Annotated in this window: 20 protein-coding genes and 1 pseudogene; 11 read left to right on the top strand and 10 right to left on the bottom strand. The window is 38.9% G+C overall.

Annotated elements, in window-relative coordinates; translation table 11 throughout:
• Position 1 precedes the first annotated feature (1 nt).
• From SG0102_RS06610 to SG0102_RS15565, 7 genes are all read right to left on the bottom strand, one after another.
• Positions 2-418, bottom strand: coding sequence for a MerR family transcriptional regulator (locus tag SG0102_RS06610; protein ID WP_125119211.1), 417 nt, complete (start codon positions 416-418; stop codon positions 2-4).
• Between the two features lie 210 nt (positions 419-628).
• Complete coding sequence (locus SG0102_RS06605) at positions 629-814, bottom strand: hypothetical protein (RefSeq protein ID WP_125119210.1); 186 nt, start codon at positions 812-814, stop codon at positions 629-631.
• 82 nt (positions 815-896) lie between these two features.
• Positions 897-1,229: a hypothetical protein gene (locus SG0102_RS15575; protein WP_197715085.1), complete on the bottom strand. Its 333-nt coding sequence runs from the start codon at positions 1,227-1,229 to the stop codon at positions 897-899.
• A 232-nt stretch (positions 1,230-1,461) separates the two neighbouring features.
• Complete coding sequence (locus SG0102_RS06595; RefSeq protein ID WP_231999868.1) at positions 1,462-1,785, bottom strand: type II toxin-antitoxin system HicB family antitoxin; 324 nt, start codon at positions 1,783-1,785, stop codon at positions 1,462-1,464.
• Positions 1,786-1,807: 22 nt separating this feature from the next.
• Positions 1,808-2,065 (bottom strand): type II toxin-antitoxin system HicA family toxin, encoded by a 258-nt coding sequence (locus SG0102_RS06590; RefSeq protein WP_055054195.1) that lies wholly within the window; start codon positions 2,063-2,065, stop codon positions 1,808-1,810.
• A 502-nt stretch (positions 2,066-2,567) separates the two neighbouring features.
• Positions 2,568-3,746, bottom strand: coding sequence for an IS1634 family transposase (locus tag SG0102_RS15570; RefSeq protein ID WP_456298646.1), 1,179 nt, complete (start codon positions 3,744-3,746; stop codon positions 2,568-2,570).
• Positions 3,644-4,255 (bottom strand): hypothetical protein, encoded by a 612-nt coding sequence (locus SG0102_RS15565; protein WP_197715083.1) that lies wholly within the window; start codon positions 4,253-4,255, stop codon positions 3,644-3,646. Before SG0102_RS15565 ends, SG0102_RS15570 begins: the two co-directional genes overlap by 103 nt.
• A 401-nt stretch (positions 4,256-4,656) precedes the next feature.
• Here SG0102_RS15565 and SG0102_RS06580 point away from each other — a divergent pair, with 401 nt between their 5' ends.
• The 11 genes and pseudogenes from SG0102_RS06580 (at position 4,657) to SG0102_RS06530 (ending at position 14,683) form a co-directional block, all read left to right on the top strand.
• Positions 4,657-5,502 carry a hypothetical protein gene (locus SG0102_RS06580; RefSeq protein ID WP_125119209.1) on the top strand — a complete coding sequence of 282 codons (846 nt, stop codon included), beginning with the start codon at positions 4,657-4,659 and terminating at the stop codon, positions 5,500-5,502.
• Between the two features lie 28 nt (positions 5,503-5,530).
• A complete protein-coding gene (locus SG0102_RS06575; RefSeq protein WP_125119208.1) occupies positions 5,531-5,740 on the top strand; it encodes a hypothetical protein in 210 nt (69 codons plus the stop codon).
• Positions 5,724-7,115: a helix-turn-helix domain-containing protein gene (locus SG0102_RS06570; protein WP_125119207.1), complete on the top strand. Its 1,392-nt coding sequence runs from the start codon at positions 5,724-5,726 to the stop codon at positions 7,113-7,115. The genes SG0102_RS06575 and SG0102_RS06570 overlap by 17 nt, the downstream gene beginning before the upstream one ends.
• A 221-nt stretch (positions 7,116-7,336) precedes the next feature.
• Positions 7,337-7,888, top strand: a complete 552-nt coding sequence (locus SG0102_RS06565; protein WP_148668830.1) for a hypothetical protein — start codon at positions 7,337-7,339, stop codon at positions 7,886-7,888.
• Positions 7,889-7,971: 83 nt separating this feature from the next.
• Positions 7,972-8,817, top strand: a complete 846-nt coding sequence (locus SG0102_RS06560) for a transposase family protein (RefSeq protein WP_125118713.1) — start codon at positions 7,972-7,974, stop codon at positions 8,815-8,817.
• Positions 8,818-9,687: 870 nt separating this feature from the next.
• Complete coding sequence (locus SG0102_RS06555; RefSeq protein ID WP_125118712.1) at positions 9,688-10,602, top strand: tyrosine-type recombinase/integrase; 915 nt, start codon at positions 9,688-9,690, stop codon at positions 10,600-10,602.
• On the top strand, positions 10,586-11,575 hold the full coding sequence (locus tag SG0102_RS06550; protein WP_157982964.1) for a tyrosine-type recombinase/integrase: 990 nt from the start codon (positions 10,586-10,588) through the stop codon (positions 11,573-11,575). The genes SG0102_RS06555 and SG0102_RS06550 overlap by 17 nt, the downstream gene beginning before the upstream one ends.
• Entirely contained in the window at positions 11,556-12,575 is a 1,020-nt protein-coding gene (locus tag SG0102_RS06545; protein WP_162300178.1) for a tyrosine-type recombinase/integrase, read from the top strand. The genes SG0102_RS06550 and SG0102_RS06545 overlap by 20 nt, the downstream gene beginning before the upstream one ends.
• A gap of 114 nt (positions 12,576-12,689) precedes the next feature.
• Positions 12,690-13,691, top strand: a pseudogene (locus SG0102_RS06540) (ISL3 family transposase); the annotation flags it as partial.
• A gap of 62 nt (positions 13,692-13,753) precedes the next feature.
• The gene (locus tag SG0102_RS06535) at positions 13,754-13,945 is read left to right on the top strand and encodes a hypothetical protein (protein ID WP_125118708.1); all 192 of its coding nucleotides are present in this window, start codon (positions 13,754-13,756) and stop codon (positions 13,943-13,945) included.
• 66 nt (positions 13,946-14,011) lie between these two features.
• Positions 14,012-14,683, top strand: a complete 672-nt coding sequence (locus SG0102_RS06530) for a hypothetical protein (RefSeq protein WP_125119205.1) — start codon at positions 14,012-14,014, stop codon at positions 14,681-14,683.
• Positions 14,684-15,388: 705 nt separating this feature from the next.
• Here the strand turns inward: SG0102_RS06530 and guaA are convergent.
• From guaA to SG0102_RS06515, 3 genes are all read right to left on the bottom strand, one after another.
• A complete protein-coding gene (gene guaA, locus SG0102_RS06525) occupies positions 15,389-16,936 on the bottom strand; it encodes a glutamine-hydrolyzing GMP synthase (RefSeq protein ID WP_125119204.1) in 1,548 nt (515 codons plus the stop codon).
• Positions 16,937-17,022: 86 nt separating this feature from the next.
• Positions 17,023-18,288 carry an MYG1 family protein gene (locus SG0102_RS06520; protein ID WP_125119203.1) on the bottom strand — a complete coding sequence of 422 codons (1,266 nt, stop codon included), beginning with the start codon at positions 18,286-18,288 and terminating at the stop codon, positions 17,023-17,025.
• 45 nt (positions 18,289-18,333) lie between these two features.
• Complete coding sequence (locus SG0102_RS06515) at positions 18,334-19,602, bottom strand: adenylosuccinate synthase (RefSeq protein WP_125119202.1); 1,269 nt, start codon at positions 19,600-19,602, stop codon at positions 18,334-18,336.
• Positions 19,603-19,684 lie beyond the last annotated feature (82 nt).

Below are 19,684 nucleotides of genomic sequence, written 5' to 3'. Positions count from 1 at the left end.
ATCACTGTGTATTTTTAGAGCAAGTACAGTCATCTATATTTTCATCATCCCAGGAAAGAACACCTGTCTGCATGGCCTTTTCATAATTTGCAATCTTGTAGTTGAGTTTTTCCATCGTCGCCTGATACTGATCAAGTTTCGCCTGAACATCCACTCTCGCCTGCACTAGAAGATCCCTTCTTGCCTTAAAGGTGTCATCCCCTTCCTGGAAGAGTCTGACATATTCAATTAACAAATCAATCGGTACCCCAGCACTGCGCATACAAATCGCATTTTCGATCCATTTGAGATCCTGCTCTGTATAATTACGAATCCCGCCCTGGGTACGATGCACTTTCGGAATCACGCCGACTTTTTCGTAGTAACGCAGAGTATCTGGTGTAATATCATACCGATCACATACTTCTTTAATAGTCATACGATGTATCCTTTCTTTTTAGGTATTATTCACGCATACAAATCTTCTTTTCATGAACTGATGAGAGATAAACCCTTAACCTCATGATTCTATTTTACTACTTAGAGTTAACTCCAAGTCAAGGGTTTATTACAATATTTTGAAAAATGTAACAGCATCAAAAAAGAGCGTGAATCCATCCACGCTCCTCATTATGATTTTAAAAGCCCTTTAATCATCAAAAATAGCATCCATGATCATCATATCATCAATCGTTATTGGCTCATATTTACCTTGCCGTTTTAACTTCCGATAAGTCCGATCATCAACCCAAATCGTCCGTGTTTCATAAACATATTTTTTCCCAAATAGACCACGTTTCTCAACTTTTACTTTTGCTTTGACTTTATGTTTCATAAAACCATCTCCTTACTTCTAGTGTAGCACTTTCTCAAAAGAATGGTTATGATTTCAAATGCTTTTTGATTTCCCCTTTGTTTTATAAATACAATTGCTCCACTAGTTCACAAACCTTTTGAGAGTACAATAACACCATACGCAAGAAATAATTGATCCAAATTTCCGGATGAGGCGGATGATCTCTACCAAGGTAATATAAAGCAGGCAATCCCATTTGTATGGACGCGTAGTATTCATCAATATCATAAGCAAAGTATTCTTCTAATGAACCAATGCCATTAAAGCCAAAACCATTGATATCTAAGATATAGCTCCTTCTATAGAAATATGTGTAATTCTGAGCAGATACACGCGTTTTTTTGCGGAATTCATCCCCGGGCGACTGACGTCGGTTGGCGTTTTCCTCCATCATTCCAGATAAAGAAAAAAGTCCAAAACCATGTATAACACTTTGGTTTCGGACTTTAGAGTGCCTTATTCAAATTCGGCTTCGTCATAGTCATCCTTAAACAGTTTTATTTAAGTTTTATAATTTTTCAGCCGACATTTTATCTCTGTTACATATATTATTCTGGCTCACTGATTCTCTGTTGCCAATATATTGGCACTTCATTATTATGACTAATAAAGCCGCTGCACAACCGTTATTTCGAGTACAATGCATCATTTCTAGAAAGAAGATATACGCAATACTGGTTCATGCTGATTCCTTCCCTTTGCGAATGTTCTGCCAGTGACCGGTGCAGGCTTCGTGGAATCCTCAACTTGAACTGCCCGGAATAGTCTTCCAGACTGTCCGGCTCATGAATCTCCACACCTTCTTCCAATGCTGCTTCCAGCCATGCCTTTTTCGCATCCAATGCATTTGCCACCGCACTTTCCAATGTCTCTCCACATGTAATACAGCCAGGCAAATCCGGATAAGAAACCACAAATCCGCCTTCATCCTTGTCTTCTACAATTTCCATACGATAGGACATTGCCATATAATCATTCAGCGTCTTCATCATTCTTCGCCTCGCTTTCTACAATCTGCCGCACCATTTCCACATACACTTTCTTAATCGGTTCGTGCTTCGGTATCGTAATCGGCATACATCCTTGCTTTCTAAACGTATAATGACTGCTTCCGCTTCTCGGAGCATTCATTTCATATCCGTAACTCTCCAATACTTTCCGCAGTTCATCAAACCGGAGGTCTTTCGATAAATTGCATATACGTGTTATCAGTTTATCCCATTTTGACATCTCTTATACCTCCTATTTTTATTATAGGTGGTGTCATATATGGTGTCAACTTTTTTCTTCAACAATTCTAACACCCATGAAATGCAAACTTACCTTACAGCCTGTAGTGAGTGATTTGGAAGTAAGTCCTTCACTTAACAATTATCTAAAAGATGTTAAAATGCAATGAAGATCATCAAAAGGAAGCGAAAAAAAAGATGAGTGTAAGCTCTGGTAAAGTATCACTCATCATGTTCCAAAGAACATGTTAAATATATATCTAAATCAGTCTGCCTGCAACTACTTTCAGACAAAATATTCAATAGTTTACAATTCGTCAATTGATTTCCGAAATTCCAGTTAGATATTTCTAACGTGAATTCTATCATCTTAACTTCCAATGATATTTGCACTAAATAGGTATTAAATCTTTATATGGAGAAATATTTCACTTTCTACAGTATGATTTGTGCTATCTTCCTTCTTCGCCATGCAGGATAGCCTCTTTAATACATATTTTATCTTATTTCGATACATGTTCTAGCATCTCGCATAAACTGCGATTTCGTCTTTTCATAACATTTGCATCAATGTCAAAAGACTTCAGAATTGTTTTCTGCGTTTTGGTTGGCGCATGATCAAGAATATAGTTTCCCTGAGAACATCTCATCAGTTCTATTTTCTCAAGTTCCCTAACCGCAGCTGGTACATTCATATAATTAAGCCTTTTTTTCAGGTTTTTCTGTTCCTTTTTCAGTTTTGTGTGCATCCTGTTTCTTATAATCAGAGCTATAAACTCAACGAATAGTTTTGTTCTCACAGACTTACTGCTATGAACCCGTAGTGCTGCGCCACCAAGATATGACTTATCCCCTCTAAAAAGCTTTTCAGAAGCATCTCTGCTCTTATAAATGGTAAGAGCTTCTTCTGCAGTCATAGGATCAGACGATATTATGCAGTAATATCCAAAAAGAGAGATTTCTTTCTCTATTACTGATGTTTTTTCGCTCGCACAAACAAACGTCCCATCTTTGTGATATTCGATGTGAAAATATTTACTATACTTTTCGGCTAGCGTGACCTTCTCACCTGACAGAGAATCCAAATATTTCTGCATTTCCTCAATCTGATCCTCGAATACTGCCATTTCAGCTGCTGCCTTCTCATGGGAATAGTACAGATGAAAATACCTGTCCTTTGAATCTGAAGGATAGAGCTTTCTGGCTACCGTTTTTCCATAGCATCTGTATGGTCTGATCAGGCTTTTTCTGTCACTTTCAAAGCTTCCCTTACAGTCAATGATGATCTCTCTGACAAGCTTCTTTTGGCCCTTCACCATAATTATGAATGGATATTCTGCCTTATCCATATCATGGATATTGGTGCGACTGAAATAACCCCTATCCAGAATAAAGCCAATGTTTCTGTATCCATATCCTGATGCCTTCTCTACCATATATCTTAACTGTGAAACATCAACGATACTGCCTGGGTATTCTTCGTAAAACAGCGGAATCTCATTATTTGTATCATAAGCCATAGCAATATTGACAACCGGCAGCCCCCTGTCCACCTTAGGATGACCAAATTCGACCATATCTATATTCCCTGCCTGACAGTTTTTATTGGTTGAATCATAAGAAATATATATTCTTTCACCATGATCACGATCATGGTTCCAGTCATCAAGAAAACCCTGAATCTGATTATAATCAACTGATGAAAGAAACTCTGAAATCTTAGAATCACTGTAAATCTTATATCTTCAGTCATCAACGGATGATTATATGCATAATCCGGATAATACTGAGACTGATTTCCTTCCGTAATGATTGAGTAAAAAGCAAGATCCAGAATAAGTGCAGCATCCCTGTCATCAAACCGGTTTTCAAGTGTCTTCTTAAGATTGAGCTCTCTTGCCAGCTCGGAAAGGACCATGAATGTGCCGCTCCTGAGGCAGCTGCTTCTTTCAGACTGTGATTCCTCAGAGAACGCCTCAGTCCCAAAATATCTCACATAGTTTTCATTAGGGAACATCATACTGGGGTCATCAGACAGCTTGCCAATGATCGCAAATTTAGGAATTGCATACTTTTTTTCAGGCACATATTTGGTCTCCAGAAGATAACGAACATAACAGCTTTTACCCTTCTTCATAACATTAATTTTACCTTTTTCATCAGGCACTTTGACAGTTTCCTTGTAATACATATTATCACCCTTTTCTTCAAAATATTTAGTGCAACCTTACACTAGTATTATATCATAATTTTAGATGATAATACAGAGGAAAAAGGACAAAACATCATGAAATAATCATAATATTTTGTCCTTTGATCATAAAAAATATATTACTTAGTGCAATTTTTTTTGGAAGTTAAGACTATCATTCACTTATTAATCCTTATGTTTTTTATGAATTTAGTTATTCAGTTATTTTAAAATGTGATAAAATTATCATGATATTAAAGTGTTAAACTAAATTCGATTTGGAGGTAAGGACAAAAAAAGATGATGAGTTAATGCCCTGGAAAAGCTTCTCATCATCTGTCCAACAAGACAATATGATAGTAATACACACCGCGCCTGTTTTCAAGTATAAAAGTTTAAATATGTATTTATGTGATGGTTCCTTTTCCTTCAATGATAAGATTTCCTCATGCTTCAAAGAACTCATTAGAAATTCTTCTGGTGCAGAGCAGAAGCCTGAGCACGTCTTTCCTGACTGCACAAATAACCACTTATGGAACAATAACTTTTCCGTTGCCCTTTTAGTGCGCTCTGATAACAGATTCTTTTCCAGACTGGTTAAAAAGCTTTATGAAGCTTGCCTTTCATCAACTGAACTTGCTTATGACATCATGCTTTTCATCAACGCCACCTATTCATATATCATGAACACCTTCTCCGCAGAGGATATTGTGAGAACAATACCCGATTTTTCTGATGAGAACGCACATGACTGGATAAAATTCGGGCATTACAAGAAGATCGTAAACATTAACGATACTCCTTATGAATTTCAGCTTCAGCGCATCTACTCCAAAAGCCTTCATAAAACTCATGCCGTGTTTCCGCTGGGAATTATCCCTTTTATGCGTGAAAACCTTTTTGATATCCTTCTATACCTGCATCAGATCTTACACGGCGACAGCAGCCTTGAGGATTTTCATGGTCGGCTTAGAGCACTCCTGGAATATCTTTATGCAACCCCTAAGATCAATAAAATGAGTGATAATTTGCTTTCTAGTCTTATATGCTCATTTATCGCTGGTCACTTCAAAGATTTCTATCAAAACAGTTTCATGACCGTTACTAAAGGTCTCACCAAAGATTGCGTAAAAAACAGCTTCCTCCGCGATGATGTTGCCTGCCCATTACCAACATGGGAAAAATGTGAATCCGCCCTGACGGTGTTAAACTTCTTTGTAAAGAAGCGGGAAACCGCCAAAAAATAGGAAAAATATCAAGGAGGTGGCATTAAACATGTCAAATATCACAAAGAAGGCGGCTATTAAGAACGATAGCCGAGAAATCAATGGGACTATGCGCCCTTCGAAAGGCAAAAAACGTTGCAGAAAGCTTTCAGAAGTCGAAGAGGACGCATTAATGAGAAGACTCTATCCCTACACATTAATTGATTACTGCTACCAAACAGTAATGCAGGAAGGTGATAAGAATGGAAAGAGCCGCTAAAAAGCCCATAGGATATCAGAAGCACATAACTTATGAGCTTCGAGAAAAGATTGAAGCAGGTCTCAAGAGTGGCCTTAATAAGGCCCAAATTGCCAAGACCATTCATAAAGATCCAACTACCGTCGCTAAGGAAATTCGGAATCACAGAACTCCTTCAGGATCGCCAAGCAAGGCACCCTTTGACTGCGCCAACTACAAAAAGTGCACAAGAGGACGGGAGTGCAGAACCAGCCATGAGGTGTTCATGGAATGCACTGACTACACCCTGTTTAAATGCAATCAAAGGGACAGATCACCGGGCGTCTGCAACGGCTGCACCAAAGCCCCCAGCTGCAGATTCTCAAAATACTACTACAGAGCAGATGTGGCCCAAAGAGCATACGAATATATGCTTAGGGATTCGAGAATGGGCTTCAACCTCACCTATTCAGAGGCTCAGTGGATGGCTGATATCATCAAGCCTGAGCTTGAACAGGGCAAGTCACCGTATGCAATTCTTAACGAGCATCCTGAGCTCAAAATTTCCGAAAAGTGCCTGTACAACTATATTGAGCAGGGTGCATTTGAACAGTTTGGAATCAATAGCCTGGCGCTCAGAAACCAGGTAAAGAGAAGAAAGATGCCTAAGGTACGCGCTAACCAGTACAGAAAGCGCAAGGACAGCGGCTATTTAACCGGAAGAACATTCAGGGACTTTCTTGAATACAACCCCCTTGTGGCCGCACAGTACAGCATCAATCATAGCGTTAAGCTCTATGATGGTGCAGAACGGCCTGATAGCGAGCAGGCAATTGATCATCCTGTCGGCTATATCCTTATGGATACCGTTTATAATGATGTTTCTAACGGCCCGTTTATTCAGACTTTTAAGATCATGCCAGGCGGTGTATTTCTTGCCGTCTATCATGATGAAAAAACAGCTGAGGAGATGGTGAATGGCCTTGACTATATTGAAAAGCTGCTTGGCCCGGATGTATTTATTAATAATATAGGGTCTATCCTGACTGACAGAGGCAGTGAATTCTCGCTGGCCGATGAATTCGAAGACAGAGAGTCAGGAACATGCCGAATCTTCTACTGTGATGCGATGCATTCAAATCAGAAGGGATCACTTGAGAACGAGCATCTTGTTTTAAGATATATCTGCCCCAAGAAAAAGGATCTCCGCAAGCTTGGGCTTGTAAGTCAGGAGGCCCTTAACAGAGCCGTTAATAATATCAACTCCTACTCCCGCAAGCTTTATGGCGGCAGAAGTCTCTATGAAAACACGGCTTTCATGATGCCGGAGATCTATGAGGCTCTAAAGTGCAAAGGCTATAGCCAGATCGATAAAGACAAGGTGGAGTTAAAGCCTTCAGTTTTAAAGAAAAAGTAATCAAAAAAGATAATCTAAATTACGGTGGGGTCTGAGCAGGCTCCACCATTTTGTGTGGTTTTTGGTTTTTAAATATTTCTTGTTCTTTTCACTTTCGTGGGGTTCTGATACGTTCTAAACTATGTTATTATCCATATACAGAACTTAAAAATCTACAGAAAGAAAAAAAGATGAAGAACTCTCCGACCAAAGTTTGTTCTTCATCTGTCCAACAAGACAGGATGATAATATCGCATTACAAGCAAGAAATCAATACGATTGATGAAGAAACTTTCCTAAATGACTTTAATAAATACTATGACACAGAGCAGATCCTTGATCAGCTTAGAAGCAAGTGGCGCAATTACAAGTGCTACGTTCATGGCTATGTCCATCGCAGTGTTATTATTAATGGTGCTAAATACACCCTAAAACTTTTACGCGTCAAGAAAATCAACAGAGATAATCCTGATGATCATGAGACGCACGTTGTCCTTCCAAGCTTTCTATTACCTTACATGCAGAACTGTGTCCAGGATGTCATTCATGTCTGCATAGAACTTAATATCCTCAATAATGATGAAGTCAGTGATCAGTCTGACAATACGGCTAATGAGTCTCTGGCGAGCAGAATCATCAACTATGTGCCGCCCTGCAGTTCATCCTTTTTCAGCTACATCAAAGCAAAGCTCAAGGGCCGCATCATCAGCTCAGTAAAAGATCTCTTTAGGATTTTCAGTCGAGTGCCTTTAAATGTAAGCCTTTCCATTAAGAGACTGATTTTTTTGATATAACTTTCCACACGAGCTATGTATTTTGTGCCCTTCGTTCTTTCCTATAATGAAGCTGCATTGATGAAAGGAGTGCATAATTTACAATGCCTAAAGATAAAAACTTAATAATCAGTAACAAGAACGCCGGGAGCAGCTCTGATGCTGTTTCCGATAGCACCGTTAAAGCTTTTTCATTCAATGATGATGTGCTAAAGCTTTTCAACATCAAGGAATCCCAGGTTGAAGAGTTTAAAATATCCAGTGAAAAAGATGAGCTTCATGTTCAGATAACGCTCAACAGAGGCGACTGCAGCTGTCCTATGTGCCGATCCGAAGAGATCAAGGTTAAGGGATACAAAATCAAGAAGGTCCGCCATTCCGTCCTCGCTCATGCGCCATGCATAATTGATTACAAACAGCGAAGATTCGAATGCAAGAACTGCGGTAAGACGTTCAATGAGGAAAACCCCTTCACCTTTCCTGGTGAAAAAGTCTCTGTCACGACCGTGTTTCTGGTTTTGAAGGACTTGCGTGATCCCAACGAAACGTTCACATCGGTCGCCAACAGATATTTTCTAAGCCCCACCACCGTTCAGAGAATCTTTGATGCGCATGTCAACATTCCCAGAAAAAAACTTACTAAATATTTGGTAATGGATGAGTTATGTCTAGCTTCCCATAACTCATCTTATGGAGAAAAAGTATTATGGGAAGTCGTTTTTAATTATGACCAAGTGCTGGTCTTTTTTCATTCCGGACTTCCCATAATATTTTATCTTTGGAATCACATTTATGTACTGTATACTCAAATTAAAAAGTTATCTGAGGCAAAAAGTGACCATTCAGATAACTTATATTTCGTGACTGATGTAATTATGATAAAATTATCTCATGCAAAGATACAGAAAGGAAAGGATCTTCAAAGCTATAAGTTTGGTCGCTTACTTTGAAGATTCCCCACGTGCACCATGTTACTATCAGTGTTTGCTTTTTTCAACACCTTTTTGAGAAAAAGACTTTATGAAGGAAGATCGATCTTTGATATCGATTTTGAAGATTTCTGCAGTTTTATAAATGAATTATCCTCTCAGTCCTGCTGTTATGATCATCATTCTTACAAGAGCAGAAAGAAGCCAAAAAAGATACCATGTAAACTTACAAAAAGAAAATATTTTAGATATCTTATCACATTTTATAACGGGCAAATGAATATAAGTACAATTGAAATACCGCTCATGTACAGCGTGAATACAAACAGCTATCATTCGCTTCTTCCTGCCTTTTTTATCATGTTTAAACACCAGTATTCCATTCAGTTCATTTTATCTGTTTTGATATACTGGGATAATCATAAGAATGATAAGACAGCCTGTAGTATATCTACTAAGTTTAATATTCCACGTTCGACCATGTATAGATGGAAGAAAGACTATTTACGTTACCTGATACTTTATAAAAAGTATTTAGGTGAATCTGTCTTCAGCTACTTTATTCGTGCATTTTTTAGTAATCCAAACAATTCAATAAACATTATTTACAATATCCTGAAAGAGCGAATATTTTCTTTAAAACATATGATTCACTACGAATATGTGACATGAATATTATTTGGATACATTTCAAATATATTCGATTATAGCTTCATATTTTGCTTTATAAATAAGACAGGACACGATTCATGATTATGTCTGTTATATAATGATTTTGTCATTTAAAGCGAGAGGAGGTATATAAAATGACGAGTATTAGTATGACTGCATCAGCTAAATTGAAAGTACAGATTAAGATGCAGTATGTCCTTTTGTGGGAGGTAATGAGTAATGGATAAAAGTGAATTTGTGAATTATTATCTGAAGATATTTAGAGATAATCAGAAGCCTGATTTGGTAGAAGCTACGATTAAACATAAGTGTAATCACGTACAACCCTTTCTAAGCTATGTATTTGATAATGATGTAAATGATTTTCATGATTTTGACCTTTCTATTGTATTCAAATTTATTAATCAGCTTCCTTACAGATCACAAACGAAAAGTATGGTTGCTTTTACATTGAGAAATTTCTTCGATATTCTCCATAAAAATGATCTAGCAACTGTTGATGGACGTAGACTTTTTCCAGTTATCTTTACGAATAGGCGATCGACGCTCCCTTCCTATTATACAGAAAAAGAAATCAAAATGATGTTGAGTGAAATCAAACCGAATAGTCAAAACTACTTACGGACAAAAACTATGATTATGCTGGCTGCTCAGACAGGTCTAAGAGCTAGCGATATTCTTCAGCTGAAGCTAAGTGACATTAAATGGGATAAGAATCTTATTGAAAAGCCACAGATAAAGACAGCCTGCAGAGTCAGCGTTCCCATATCAAAAGAAGTTCGATATCTGCTAATTGCATACCTAAGAGATATAAGACCAAAGAGCCTGAAAGATTATAATGAGTATGTATTTATTAACCCAGACACCGGGACCACATATTGCCGTTCAGAACTTACAGCCCTTGTTAAGTATTACTTTAAAAAATCTGATGTGGAGATTGGCGAGAGAAAGAATGGAGCGCATGCCCTGCGCCATTCACTTGCAACCAATTTACTAAATAAAAACACACCAATGCCTGTTATCACAGGTATTCTAGGCCATAAAAATCTTAATACAACAAGCAGATATCTTTCTATTGATGTGGAAACACTGCGCTGTCTCTGCCTGGAGGTTCCCAATGAGTATCACGATTGAAAACTTTCATGGCGTTTTCCGAGAGGTATTTGTTGGCTATGTAGAATATAAAAGGTCACTCGGATTTGCGTTCGATTACACCATTATTGCAGGACTATTAAAACTGAATAATTATCTTGAAACATACGATCTTAATGCGCCCATACTCACACGTGAAATGGCTAAGGGATATATTCATCAAAACGAAGGCAAGGCCCCGTCCACTATCCATAACTGTGAATCACGTATACGACAGGTCGGTCTATATATGAAGAATATGGGATATGAAAATGTTTATGTCTATCCTGAAAAGCATATTAAAAATACTACAGATTTCGTTCCATATATATTCTCAAAACAGGAAATGCAAAGTATTTTCAAGGCTATCGATATCCTCGCTTCAGAAAATATGATGTATCATTTCTATCAAACAGAGCTCAGACTCCTGTATGCTACAGCGATGAGGGTTGGAGAAACGCTTGATCTTAAGGTGAAGGATGTAGATTTTACAAGTAACGTTATCAAAGTAAATAATGCTAAGAACAACGTTACTCGACTAATTCCTTTTAATGAATCACTTAGAAAATGGCTTCTTAAAGGTGGAAATATAGATGGCGATCCAGATGATTATTTCTTTCCAGCTCCAAGAGCAGGAAAAACAGGGAAAAGGAAAAGATCACAGCAAGTTTGCATACTATTTCAAAGAACCATACTGCCAAAGGCAGGCATAAATATATGGAATGGAAAGTACAAAATACGTATTCATGACATTCGTCATAGTTCTGCATGCGCTATGCTTAGCCATATGATTGAGCTTGGCTGGGATCCCTACTGTGCGCTTCCTTATCTTAGCACCATGCTTGGACATAAGGGAATTGAAAGCACTGAGAAATATTTAAGGTTAACCAAAGAGCATTATGATGAAATCGTTAATGCCGGTCACTATATTTATGAAAAGGGGTTAGGAAATGACAATGAAGAAAAAGACATTTAAGAATGACTTTCCAAAACTGTTAAGCAAGTTTCTGATGGTTTATCTGCCTAAGCAGAGGGGCTTCAGCAGTAATACGGTCACTAACTATAGTTATGCTTTTAAGGAATTGTTTGATTACATGAAGGAAAAAGAAAATATAAATCCTTCTAAAATAACGATAGAAATGCTCGGATATGCCAGTATCATCAGTTTCCTTGATTATCTTGAAAATGAAAAAGGTGTTTCAGCGAACACCAGAAACAACAGGCTGGCAGCTATCAAATCATTTATGGCTTACGTAAGCTATGAAGCGCCTGAATATGTTAATACATGCAGTACAGTCTCAAAAATCAAAATGAAGAAATTTGAAAGCAAGCCAATGAACTATTTAACAGTTGAAGCAACTGAATTCTTATTCTCTACATTTGATCAAAATGATCCCGGTGATTTAAGGGACCTATGCATTATTCTTCTTTTATACGAAAGTGGTGCAAGAGTTTCAGAACTGACTGCCATCAGAAGAAGTGAAATCAAGCTTAAAGCACCACATACATTAATATTACACGGCAAGGGAAATAAATCAAGAATAGTTCCCATCGATGCAAGCGTAGTCAGGATTATTAAAAGATATACTGATCTATATGGAATTGATGCAGAAGATTTTTTATTTATGAATATACATGGAGAACAGCTTTCACGCAAAGGTGTCGCTTATATTGTCAATAAATGCTTTCAGAGAGCTAAGCAAATGAATCCGAGCCTTTTCCCTGAAAGGATTTCACCACATTCACTTCGCCATTCTAAAGCAACACATCTACTTGAAAATGGCGTCAACTTAATTTATATAAGAGATCTTCTTGGTCATGCATCAGTTACTACAACTGAGATCTATTCTAAAACAAATCCAGAAATCAAAAGAAAGCACCTTGAAGAAGCTGCACAAAATCTTATTGAAGAAGAGGAATTCAATGAAGACGAAAAAGACAACTTGGAAGAATGGCTTAATAAAATGATTCGATAAGCTTAAATAATTATGGGAAGTCCGGAATGAAAAAAGACTAGCACTTGGTCATAATTAAAAACGACTTCCCATAATACTTTTTCTCCATAAGATGAGACCTATAGTTTTCACTCTTCTCAAGGGGATTATGTATATGTCCTTATGGATTTTGAGACACTAGCAATCATTGATATCCTTCCTACAAGAAAAAAGGATGATCTTCAGAACTACTTTTCTAAGATTCCTAAGGATGAAAGAGATCAGGTGCGCATGACCAGCTCGGACATGTGGGAAACCTACCGTTCTGTATCAAAGCAGTTCTTCCCCAACAGCAAGCACGTAGTAGATACATTTCATCTTAAGGCTGAACTTTCCAGAAAGCTGCAGGATGTACGTATCCGTGTTATGAAAGACAATTACGTCAAGAAAAAGAAGCCTGAGGAAATCAAAGCGATGTCGCCTCAGGAACAGGAAGAATATGAACAGAAGATCATTAACTACTATCTTCTGAAAAAATTCAAATGGATGTTCTACAAACGTCCTGATGACAAATGTTTTGATCCCAATAACGAAAAGAAATACAACAAAGTATTTAAACGTTACCTTAATTACTACGAAATCTACTATATGATTCTCGATATAGATGATGAGTTAAGAGAAGCTGTCGCGCTGCAGGAATGCCTATATGCTTTTTTTAGAAAAAATGACCTGAAGACAGCCGCCAAGGCTCTTAAGGAGCTTATTACCAATTTCCACGCCTCACAGGTGAAGGAAATGAATGATTTCGCTAATACACTTGCCAACTGGAAGCAGGAAATTCTCAACTACTTTGAGCCTGTTCAGATCGGCGAAGAATTTATCATTGATGACGATCTCAATAACGCTGAGACCGAACTGATTAAGAATTTTATCGCTAAGAACCGTCAGAAGAAAACCAGACGCATGAATTCGAGCGTAATAGAGAATCGTAACCGCATTATACAATCGATAAAGTGCTGCGCTAATGGTTATTCCAACTGGTCAAGATTCCGCAACAGAGTGCTTTACTGTCTTGGCATGGATACATCTTTCTTCTTGGAGCCGCAGCCAATCAGCAGAGACAGAATTAACGACAAAGGTTCCAGAAGCAAGCGATAAAACCTTATATAAGTCTTATATAACGCCTATATAGCCATTATATATGAAAGGAAGCAAAGAAAATGAAAAAGCAAAAAAGAAAAATGGTTTCCTTCTCTCTTGATCCCGAAGTCTACGAAAGACTTCACCAGTATGCATTTGAACAGCACCAGTCGATGTCATCAGCACTGACATCCTGGATCATGAATGCGAAAGTCAAATATGACGTAAGCTGGAGGCAGGAATCACTATTCGATCATGAACCAGATGAATAACAACCATCTGCGGAGAAGCTTTATGCCTCTCCGCTTTATTTTATAAACAGAAAGGACATAAGTATTATGAGCAAACACACCTACTCAAAAGATCTTAAAAACTATGGAGAATACAGAAAGGAATATGATGCCTGCGATAGACTGGAACCCAGCTGTGCTCCTGATAATAATGTTTATTACGACGACGAGGACACCCGTCATTATCTGGATGAACTCGATAGGTTTCTTGATAAGGAAACATCCATTGAGCTTATGAATGATGAGGAACAGCACTGTATTGACTGGATACGCAGCGGCCATAGCTTCTATGCCAATGAATTTAATATGAAAGACAACAACGGCCGTCCTATGAACATAGCTGAAGCCACATTCATGCAGAGACTCATCATTGAAGCCTATAAAAACGGCTTTAGAAATAACTACTTCGAAGCTGATTACACTAATATTCAAAAAAGAGATCCTCATACAGACGAACTGACTGAAGAGGATCAAAGCTACATGGTTATTGATTTCTATGATTTCGAGAAGTACAAGAAGGATCACCCAGTCACTCCCCGTGAGGAAGGAGCATGCATTAAATGGATTAATGATGGTCACTGGTTCTTTACCAATCCGCTTTATAAACTGGATGGCATGTTCTTCCTGTATTCAGCCAGCTTTCTGGAGGCCTACCGGTTTTATAATCAGGCAGTTGAGCGATATAAAAAGCGCCTGGCTTATCACCAGACACACCTGTAAAAGTAAATAGCGAAGACCCATCAGCCAGATTTCTCAGACTGTGAGTCTTCGCTAACAATACGCTCAGTATAGTGGGAGTTTTATTTACTCCAAAGGCCTATAAGTTTTCGTGGGGAGGTGCAAACCCTACGGTTTGAAAAACCCCAAAAAACTGGATAGCCTACGCTACTTTAAAGCGCCTCAAAAAAATGTGGAAATAAGTCCTTCACAGAAATGTGAGGTGCGAAGTTCCACATTTTTCGCTACAATCTTTTTTCATGATTAGCAATCAATTTAGTAAAATCAGACATGTTTTGACCTCTGAATTTCTAATAAGCGCTAACGAATTCCTTTAATAAAGGCATTTGTAAGACAAAACTACACAAAACCGGAATTTAAATTTAAGCGGAATTTACTTTTTCAATTGAGCATAGTTTACAATTTTAAATCGATCATCGCTAGATGCGAGCATAAACAGTCTGTCAGCCACCTTACCAGGAACTGGGCAACCTGCTCATCAAAGAACTTGATAAAGAATCAAAAAAATAGACTTCAAAAAACCTTACCGATATTCAGTTTTCATTTTGAAAATCAGTAAGGTTTTTCTATACATAACTAAGATATTTTATTTTCTGAACAAGGATCAAATGTTGCTAAATCGTTGCCAGCTTTTAAATAAATTTGCTTGTAAGCATTGATTTTACTGGAGTTCTTTTGGCAGTTTCCTTATTCAAATTCAATAGTTCCTGGCGGTTTAGAGGTAATGTCATACATTACTCTATTCACCCCACGTACTTCATTAATAATACGAGACATCACTTTTGTTAAAACTTCATATGGGATTTCAGCTGCTTCGGCAGTCATGAAATCGATCGTATTAACGGCACGTAAAGCAATCGCATAGTCATAAGTACGTTCATCACCCATAACCCCAACACTGCGCATGTTTGTTAAGGCTGCGAAGTACTGACCGATTGAACGGTCTAAACCGGCATTCGCGATTTCTTCACGATAGATGGCATCGGCATCCTGCACGATACGCACTTTATCAGCGGTCACTTCACCAATAATACGAATACCAAGACCTGGTCCTGGGAATGGCTGTCTGAAGACTAAGTATTCTGGAATACCTAATTCTAAGCCAACCTTACGGACTTCATCTTTGAATAAGTTACGTAATGGTTCAATGATTTCTTTGAAATCCACATGATCAGGTAAGCCGCCAACGTTGTGATGCGATTTAATTACTGCGGATTCTCCGCCTAAACCTGATTCGACAACGTCAGGATAGATGGTCCCCTGAACTAAGTAATCAACTTTACCGATCTTCTTAGCTTCTTCTTCGAAGACACGGATAAATTCTTCACCAATAATTTTACGTTTCTGTTCTGGTTCTGTTACGCCCTTCAGTTTTGCGTAATAGCGTTCCTGAGCGTTGACTCTGATGAAGTTTAAGTCATATGGACCGTTTTCGCCAAAGACAGCTTCGACTTCATCACCTTCATTTTTACGTAAAAGACCATGGTCGACGAAGACACAGGTTAACTGTTTTCCAACAGCTTTTGATAAAAGAACTGCTGCGACGGATGAGTCGACCCCTCCTGATAAAGCGCATAATACTTTACCATCTCCGACTTCTTCGCGAATCGCTTTGATCTGTTCCTGTACAAAATCAGCCATAATCCAGTCACCAGCACACTGACATACATTTAATACGAAGTTGCGGATCATATCCGTACCTTGTTCTGTATGAAGAACTTCTGGATGGAACTGTAAACCATAAAGGTTTGAACCATCAGTTGATTCAAACGCTGCCACTGGGCAGTTATCAGAATGTGCGATGGACTTGAAATTTGGACCGATCTTTGAAATATAATCAAAGTGTGACATCCAAACGATTGATTTTTCTTTTAACCCTTTAAATAAAGGGGATGCTGTGTCAAATTCAACTTCAGTTTTACCATATTCTCTAAAGTCAGCACGTTTGACTTCGCCGCCAAGTAAATGCTGCATCAGCTGTGCCCCGTAACAAAGCCCTAATACAGGAATGCCAAGCTTGAACAATTCCGTAGTATAAGTGGCTGCCCCAGGTGCATAACAGCTATCAGGACCACCGGTTAAGATGATTCCCTTAGGATTCATCGCTTTGATCTTTTCTAATGGTGTCTTATAAGAATAGATCTCACAATAAACCTGGCATTCACGAACACGACGCGCAACGAGCTGATTGTACTGGCCACCAAAGTCGATGACAATCATAAGTTCGTTCTTCATGTTTCCTCCTCTTTGCTTGTATTTAGAAACCACTCGATTTCTTACCACCATCATACATGACTTGCATTTTTAATGCAATGTCCTTCTTATCTTTCTGTATTTTTGACGATCGCCTGAGCCATCTTCATGGTCCCTTCAAAGCTTTTCGCGCCGCCAATAAAGCCGCCCGGATGCACAAACATCGCATCAGCGATGCCAGTGGCTTCCTGGAGTTCTTCATCCCGTTTGCCCAGCCAGGCCTCTGGCACTTTGCAGCGCACTTCAAAAGCATCACTGCTCACTGGAATCCCCTGAAAGTTCCAGCCGCCGCGACTCGATGGGAAAACGACCACATCAGCCTCGGCTGCCTTTGGGGAAACGCTCGCTAAAAGCGTCCCTTTCCAAGGGGCAAACGATTCTAAAACAATAATATGGTTTTCAGATAAATCAATACGTTCCTCAATGTAATCAATACTTTCCATGCGGGACTTTTCACTATCGATGCAGGTATCAAAAACCTGATCGAGAATTTTTGCCCCTAAGCCTGCCTCTTTGTTTTCAGCCATAATGGCGAGAATTTCAATCGGTGTGCCGGTGATTTCATCATATTCATCACGTTCATAGCTTAAAGGATTGAGAAACATCTTAGCCACGTTATGGGCGGCTCCGCCAGCTTTAGCGTTCAAGGTGCCATAAGCTTTCATAATATCTTCGCCATATTCTTCCCATAAATCAATGGCGGCCCCTTCCTCATTATAAATAAAGCAGTCCGCTTCTTCGGCTTTCTTTAAAACCGTATTATAGAGATACTCATCAATAAAGCTGTAACCTTCATCATAATCAATCGGCTGATCGCTATAATCTTTTAAAGTGCCATAGACATAGACATCAAATAGCGTTCTGGCAATGTCACAGGCTTTGAGAAAGCCTTCATCGGGGGTGATTGGTGAATTCCAGAAAGGATTGCTCATGGCAATAACACTTGTCACCGTCGCGGGAATACGTTTTCCTTCCCCATTATCTAAGGCATCGATCGGTAAAATGAAGGTATCATCTAAATCATCATAGAGATCTTCAGAGTCACAGCCCATCTTTTTGAGAATCTCATGGCCAAAGTCACGCCAGATGAGACCAATCGATGAATAGTGAATGCCATTTTCGCGTAAGGCTTTATCTTCCTGATGATGATCATACTTGCCAAAACCGATATCATAGACAAAAGCATCGGTATTTTCTGGGACATCAGAAACGCGGGCTAAGGCAATATCGCCATAGAGCTTTTCTAATAAGACGGTCGCAAAGACATCATCGGCGTGAAAAGGACCATTATGGGTCAAAAACTTAGCCTCTTCTTCTTTTACAATAGTAATCATAATAAACCTCAGATTTTTAGAAAGACGCCACGAAGTGGCGCCTTTTTAAAAGACTTCTTTTAAGACAATTGTCTGTTTACGATCAGGTCCTACTGAGAACATGATCACTGGACAATGGACTAATTCTTCAATACGTTTAATGTAGTTTTGCGCGTTGACTGGTAATTCTTCAAATGAAGTTACGGAAGAAATATCTTCGCTCCAGCCTGGCATTTCTTCATAAACAGGGACGCAGCGTTCTAAGTCTTCAATATTAGCTGGTAAAGAATGGATTTCTTTGCCGTCTAACTTATACGCTGTACATAATTTTAAGGTATCAATACCCGTTAAAACATCCAGCAGCATTAATGAAATACCGGTTAATGAAGACATCCGGCGAGACTGATTGACAACGACCGCATCAAACCAGCCGACACGTCTTGGACGTTTTGTTACGGTGCCATATTCATGACCAGCTTCACGGATTTGATCACCTAATTCGTTATGTAATTCCGTTGGGAAGGCGCCCGCCCCAACACGGGTTGTATAGGCTTTGACGATCCCGACAACATCAGAGAAATATAATGGACCAACGGAAGCGCCAGAGCAAGCGCCGTTCGCCCCTGGGTTAGAAGATGTGACGAATGGATAAGTTCCATAGTCAATATCTAACATAGTCCCCTGAGCGCCTTCAAATAAGACTTTCTTACCCGCCTGGAAACATTCATCTAAGAAAGCCCCAGTATCTTCGACCATTGGTGCTAACACTTTCGCGTATTCTTTGTATTCTTCAAAGATCGCATCGGCATCAGCCTGTAAGTTTGGATACAGTTTCTTTTTGAAAGCGACAACCTGATGTAATTTCTTATTGAATAATTCTTCATTAATGAATTCACCCATGCGGATCCCGACACGGTCATATTTGTCCACATAAGTTGGACCGATCCCGCGCCCGGTTGTTCCGATCGCTGCATCACCACGTAATTCTTCTTCTAAATGATCAATTTCAATGTGATAAGGAAGAATGATATGCGCACGATCTGAGATATGCATTTTATCTGTTTTGATGCCTGCATCATTCAAGTATTTGATTTCTTCCAGAAGAGCTTTAGGGTTAATAACCATCCCATTGCCCATAACGACTTCTCCGGTAGTGAAAATACCACTTGGAATCAGTCTTAACGCAAATTTCTTGCCATCATAAACGATGGTATGCCCTGCATTATTCCCTCCTGAATATCTTACGACTAAATCAGCCTGCTGAGCGAGGTAATCGGTGACTTTACCTTTGCCTTCATCGCCCCACTGGCTGCCTACTACGACAACACCTGCCATGTAATTCATCCTTTCTGTCTTTCTTGACATTTCTACGTTACTTATTATACGATACCTCAAGGTATAAGTAAAATTAATTAAT

It is taken from the genome of Intestinibaculum porci (assembly GCF_003925875.1).
Taxonomy (GTDB): Bacteria; Bacillota_I; Bacilli_A; order Erysipelotrichales; family Coprobacillaceae; genus Intestinibaculum; species Intestinibaculum porci.
Note: the sequence above shows the minus strand (reverse complement) of the source record. Positions and strands in the feature narration are given on the sequence as shown.

Bases quoted from the DNA above. Each gene is read 5' to 3' on its own strand.
- SG0102_RS06590 (WP_055054195.1), bottom strand. From the start codon at position 2,065: ATGTCAAAATGGGATAAACTGATAACACGTATATGCAATTTATCGAAA.
- SG0102_RS06550 (WP_157982964.1), top strand. From the start codon at position 10,586: ATGAGTATCACGATTGAAAACTTTCATGGCGTTTTCCGAGAGGTATTT.
- SG0102_RS06565 (WP_148668830.1), top strand. From the start codon at position 7,337: ATGATAATATCGCATTACAAGCAAGAAATCAATACGATTGATGAAGAA.
- SG0102_RS06555 (WP_125118712.1), top strand. From the start codon at position 9,688: ATGGATAAAAGTGAATTTGTGAATTATTATCTGAAGATATTTAGAGAT.
- SG0102_RS06530 (WP_125119205.1), top strand. From the start codon at position 14,012: ATGAGCAAACACACCTACTCAAAAGATCTTAAAAACTATGGAGAATAC.
- SG0102_RS06515 (WP_125119202.1), bottom strand. From the start codon at position 19,602: ATGGCAGGTGTTGTCGTAGTAGGCAGCCAGTGGGGCGATGAAGGCAAA.
- guaA (WP_125119204.1), bottom strand. From the start codon at position 16,936: ATGAAGAACGAACTTATGATTGTCATCGACTTTGGTGGCCAGTACAAT.
- SG0102_RS06580 (WP_125119209.1), top strand. From the start codon at position 4,657: ATGTATTTATGTGATGGTTCCTTTTCCTTCAATGATAAGATTTCCTCA.
- SG0102_RS06535 (WP_125118708.1), top strand. From the start codon at position 13,754: ATGAAAAAGCAAAAAAGAAAAATGGTTTCCTTCTCTCTTGATCCCGAA.
- SG0102_RS06545 (WP_162300178.1), top strand. From the start codon at position 11,556: ATGAAGAAAAAGACATTTAAGAATGACTTTCCAAAACTGTTAAGCAAG.
- SG0102_RS06610 (WP_125119211.1), bottom strand. From the start codon at position 418: ATGACTATTAAAGAAGTATGTGATCGGTATGATATTACACCAGATACT.
- SG0102_RS06520 (WP_125119203.1), bottom strand. From the start codon at position 18,288: ATGATTACTATTGTAAAAGAAGAAGAGGCTAAGTTTTTGACCCATAAT.
- SG0102_RS06595 (WP_231999868.1), bottom strand. From the start codon at position 1,785: ATGGAAATTGTAGAAGACAAGGATGAAGGCGGATTTGTGGTTTCTTAT.
- SG0102_RS06575 (WP_125119208.1), top strand. From the start codon at position 5,531: ATGTCAAATATCACAAAGAAGGCGGCTATTAAGAACGATAGCCGAGAA.
- SG0102_RS15575 (WP_197715085.1), bottom strand. From the start codon at position 1,229: ATGATGGAGGAAAACGCCAACCGACGTCAGTCGCCCGGGGATGAATTC.
- SG0102_RS06570 (WP_125119207.1), top strand. From the start codon at position 5,724: ATGGAAAGAGCCGCTAAAAAGCCCATAGGATATCAGAAGCACATAACT.
- SG0102_RS15565 (WP_197715083.1), bottom strand. From the start codon at position 4,255: ATGTATTACAAGGAAACTGTCAAAGTGCCTGATGAAAAAGGTAAAATT.
- SG0102_RS06605 (WP_125119210.1), bottom strand. From the start codon at position 814: ATGAAACATAAAGTCAAAGCAAAAGTAAAAGTTGAGAAACGTGGTCTA.
- SG0102_RS06560 (WP_125118713.1), top strand. From the start codon at position 7,972: ATGCCTAAAGATAAAAACTTAATAATCAGTAACAAGAACGCCGGGAGC.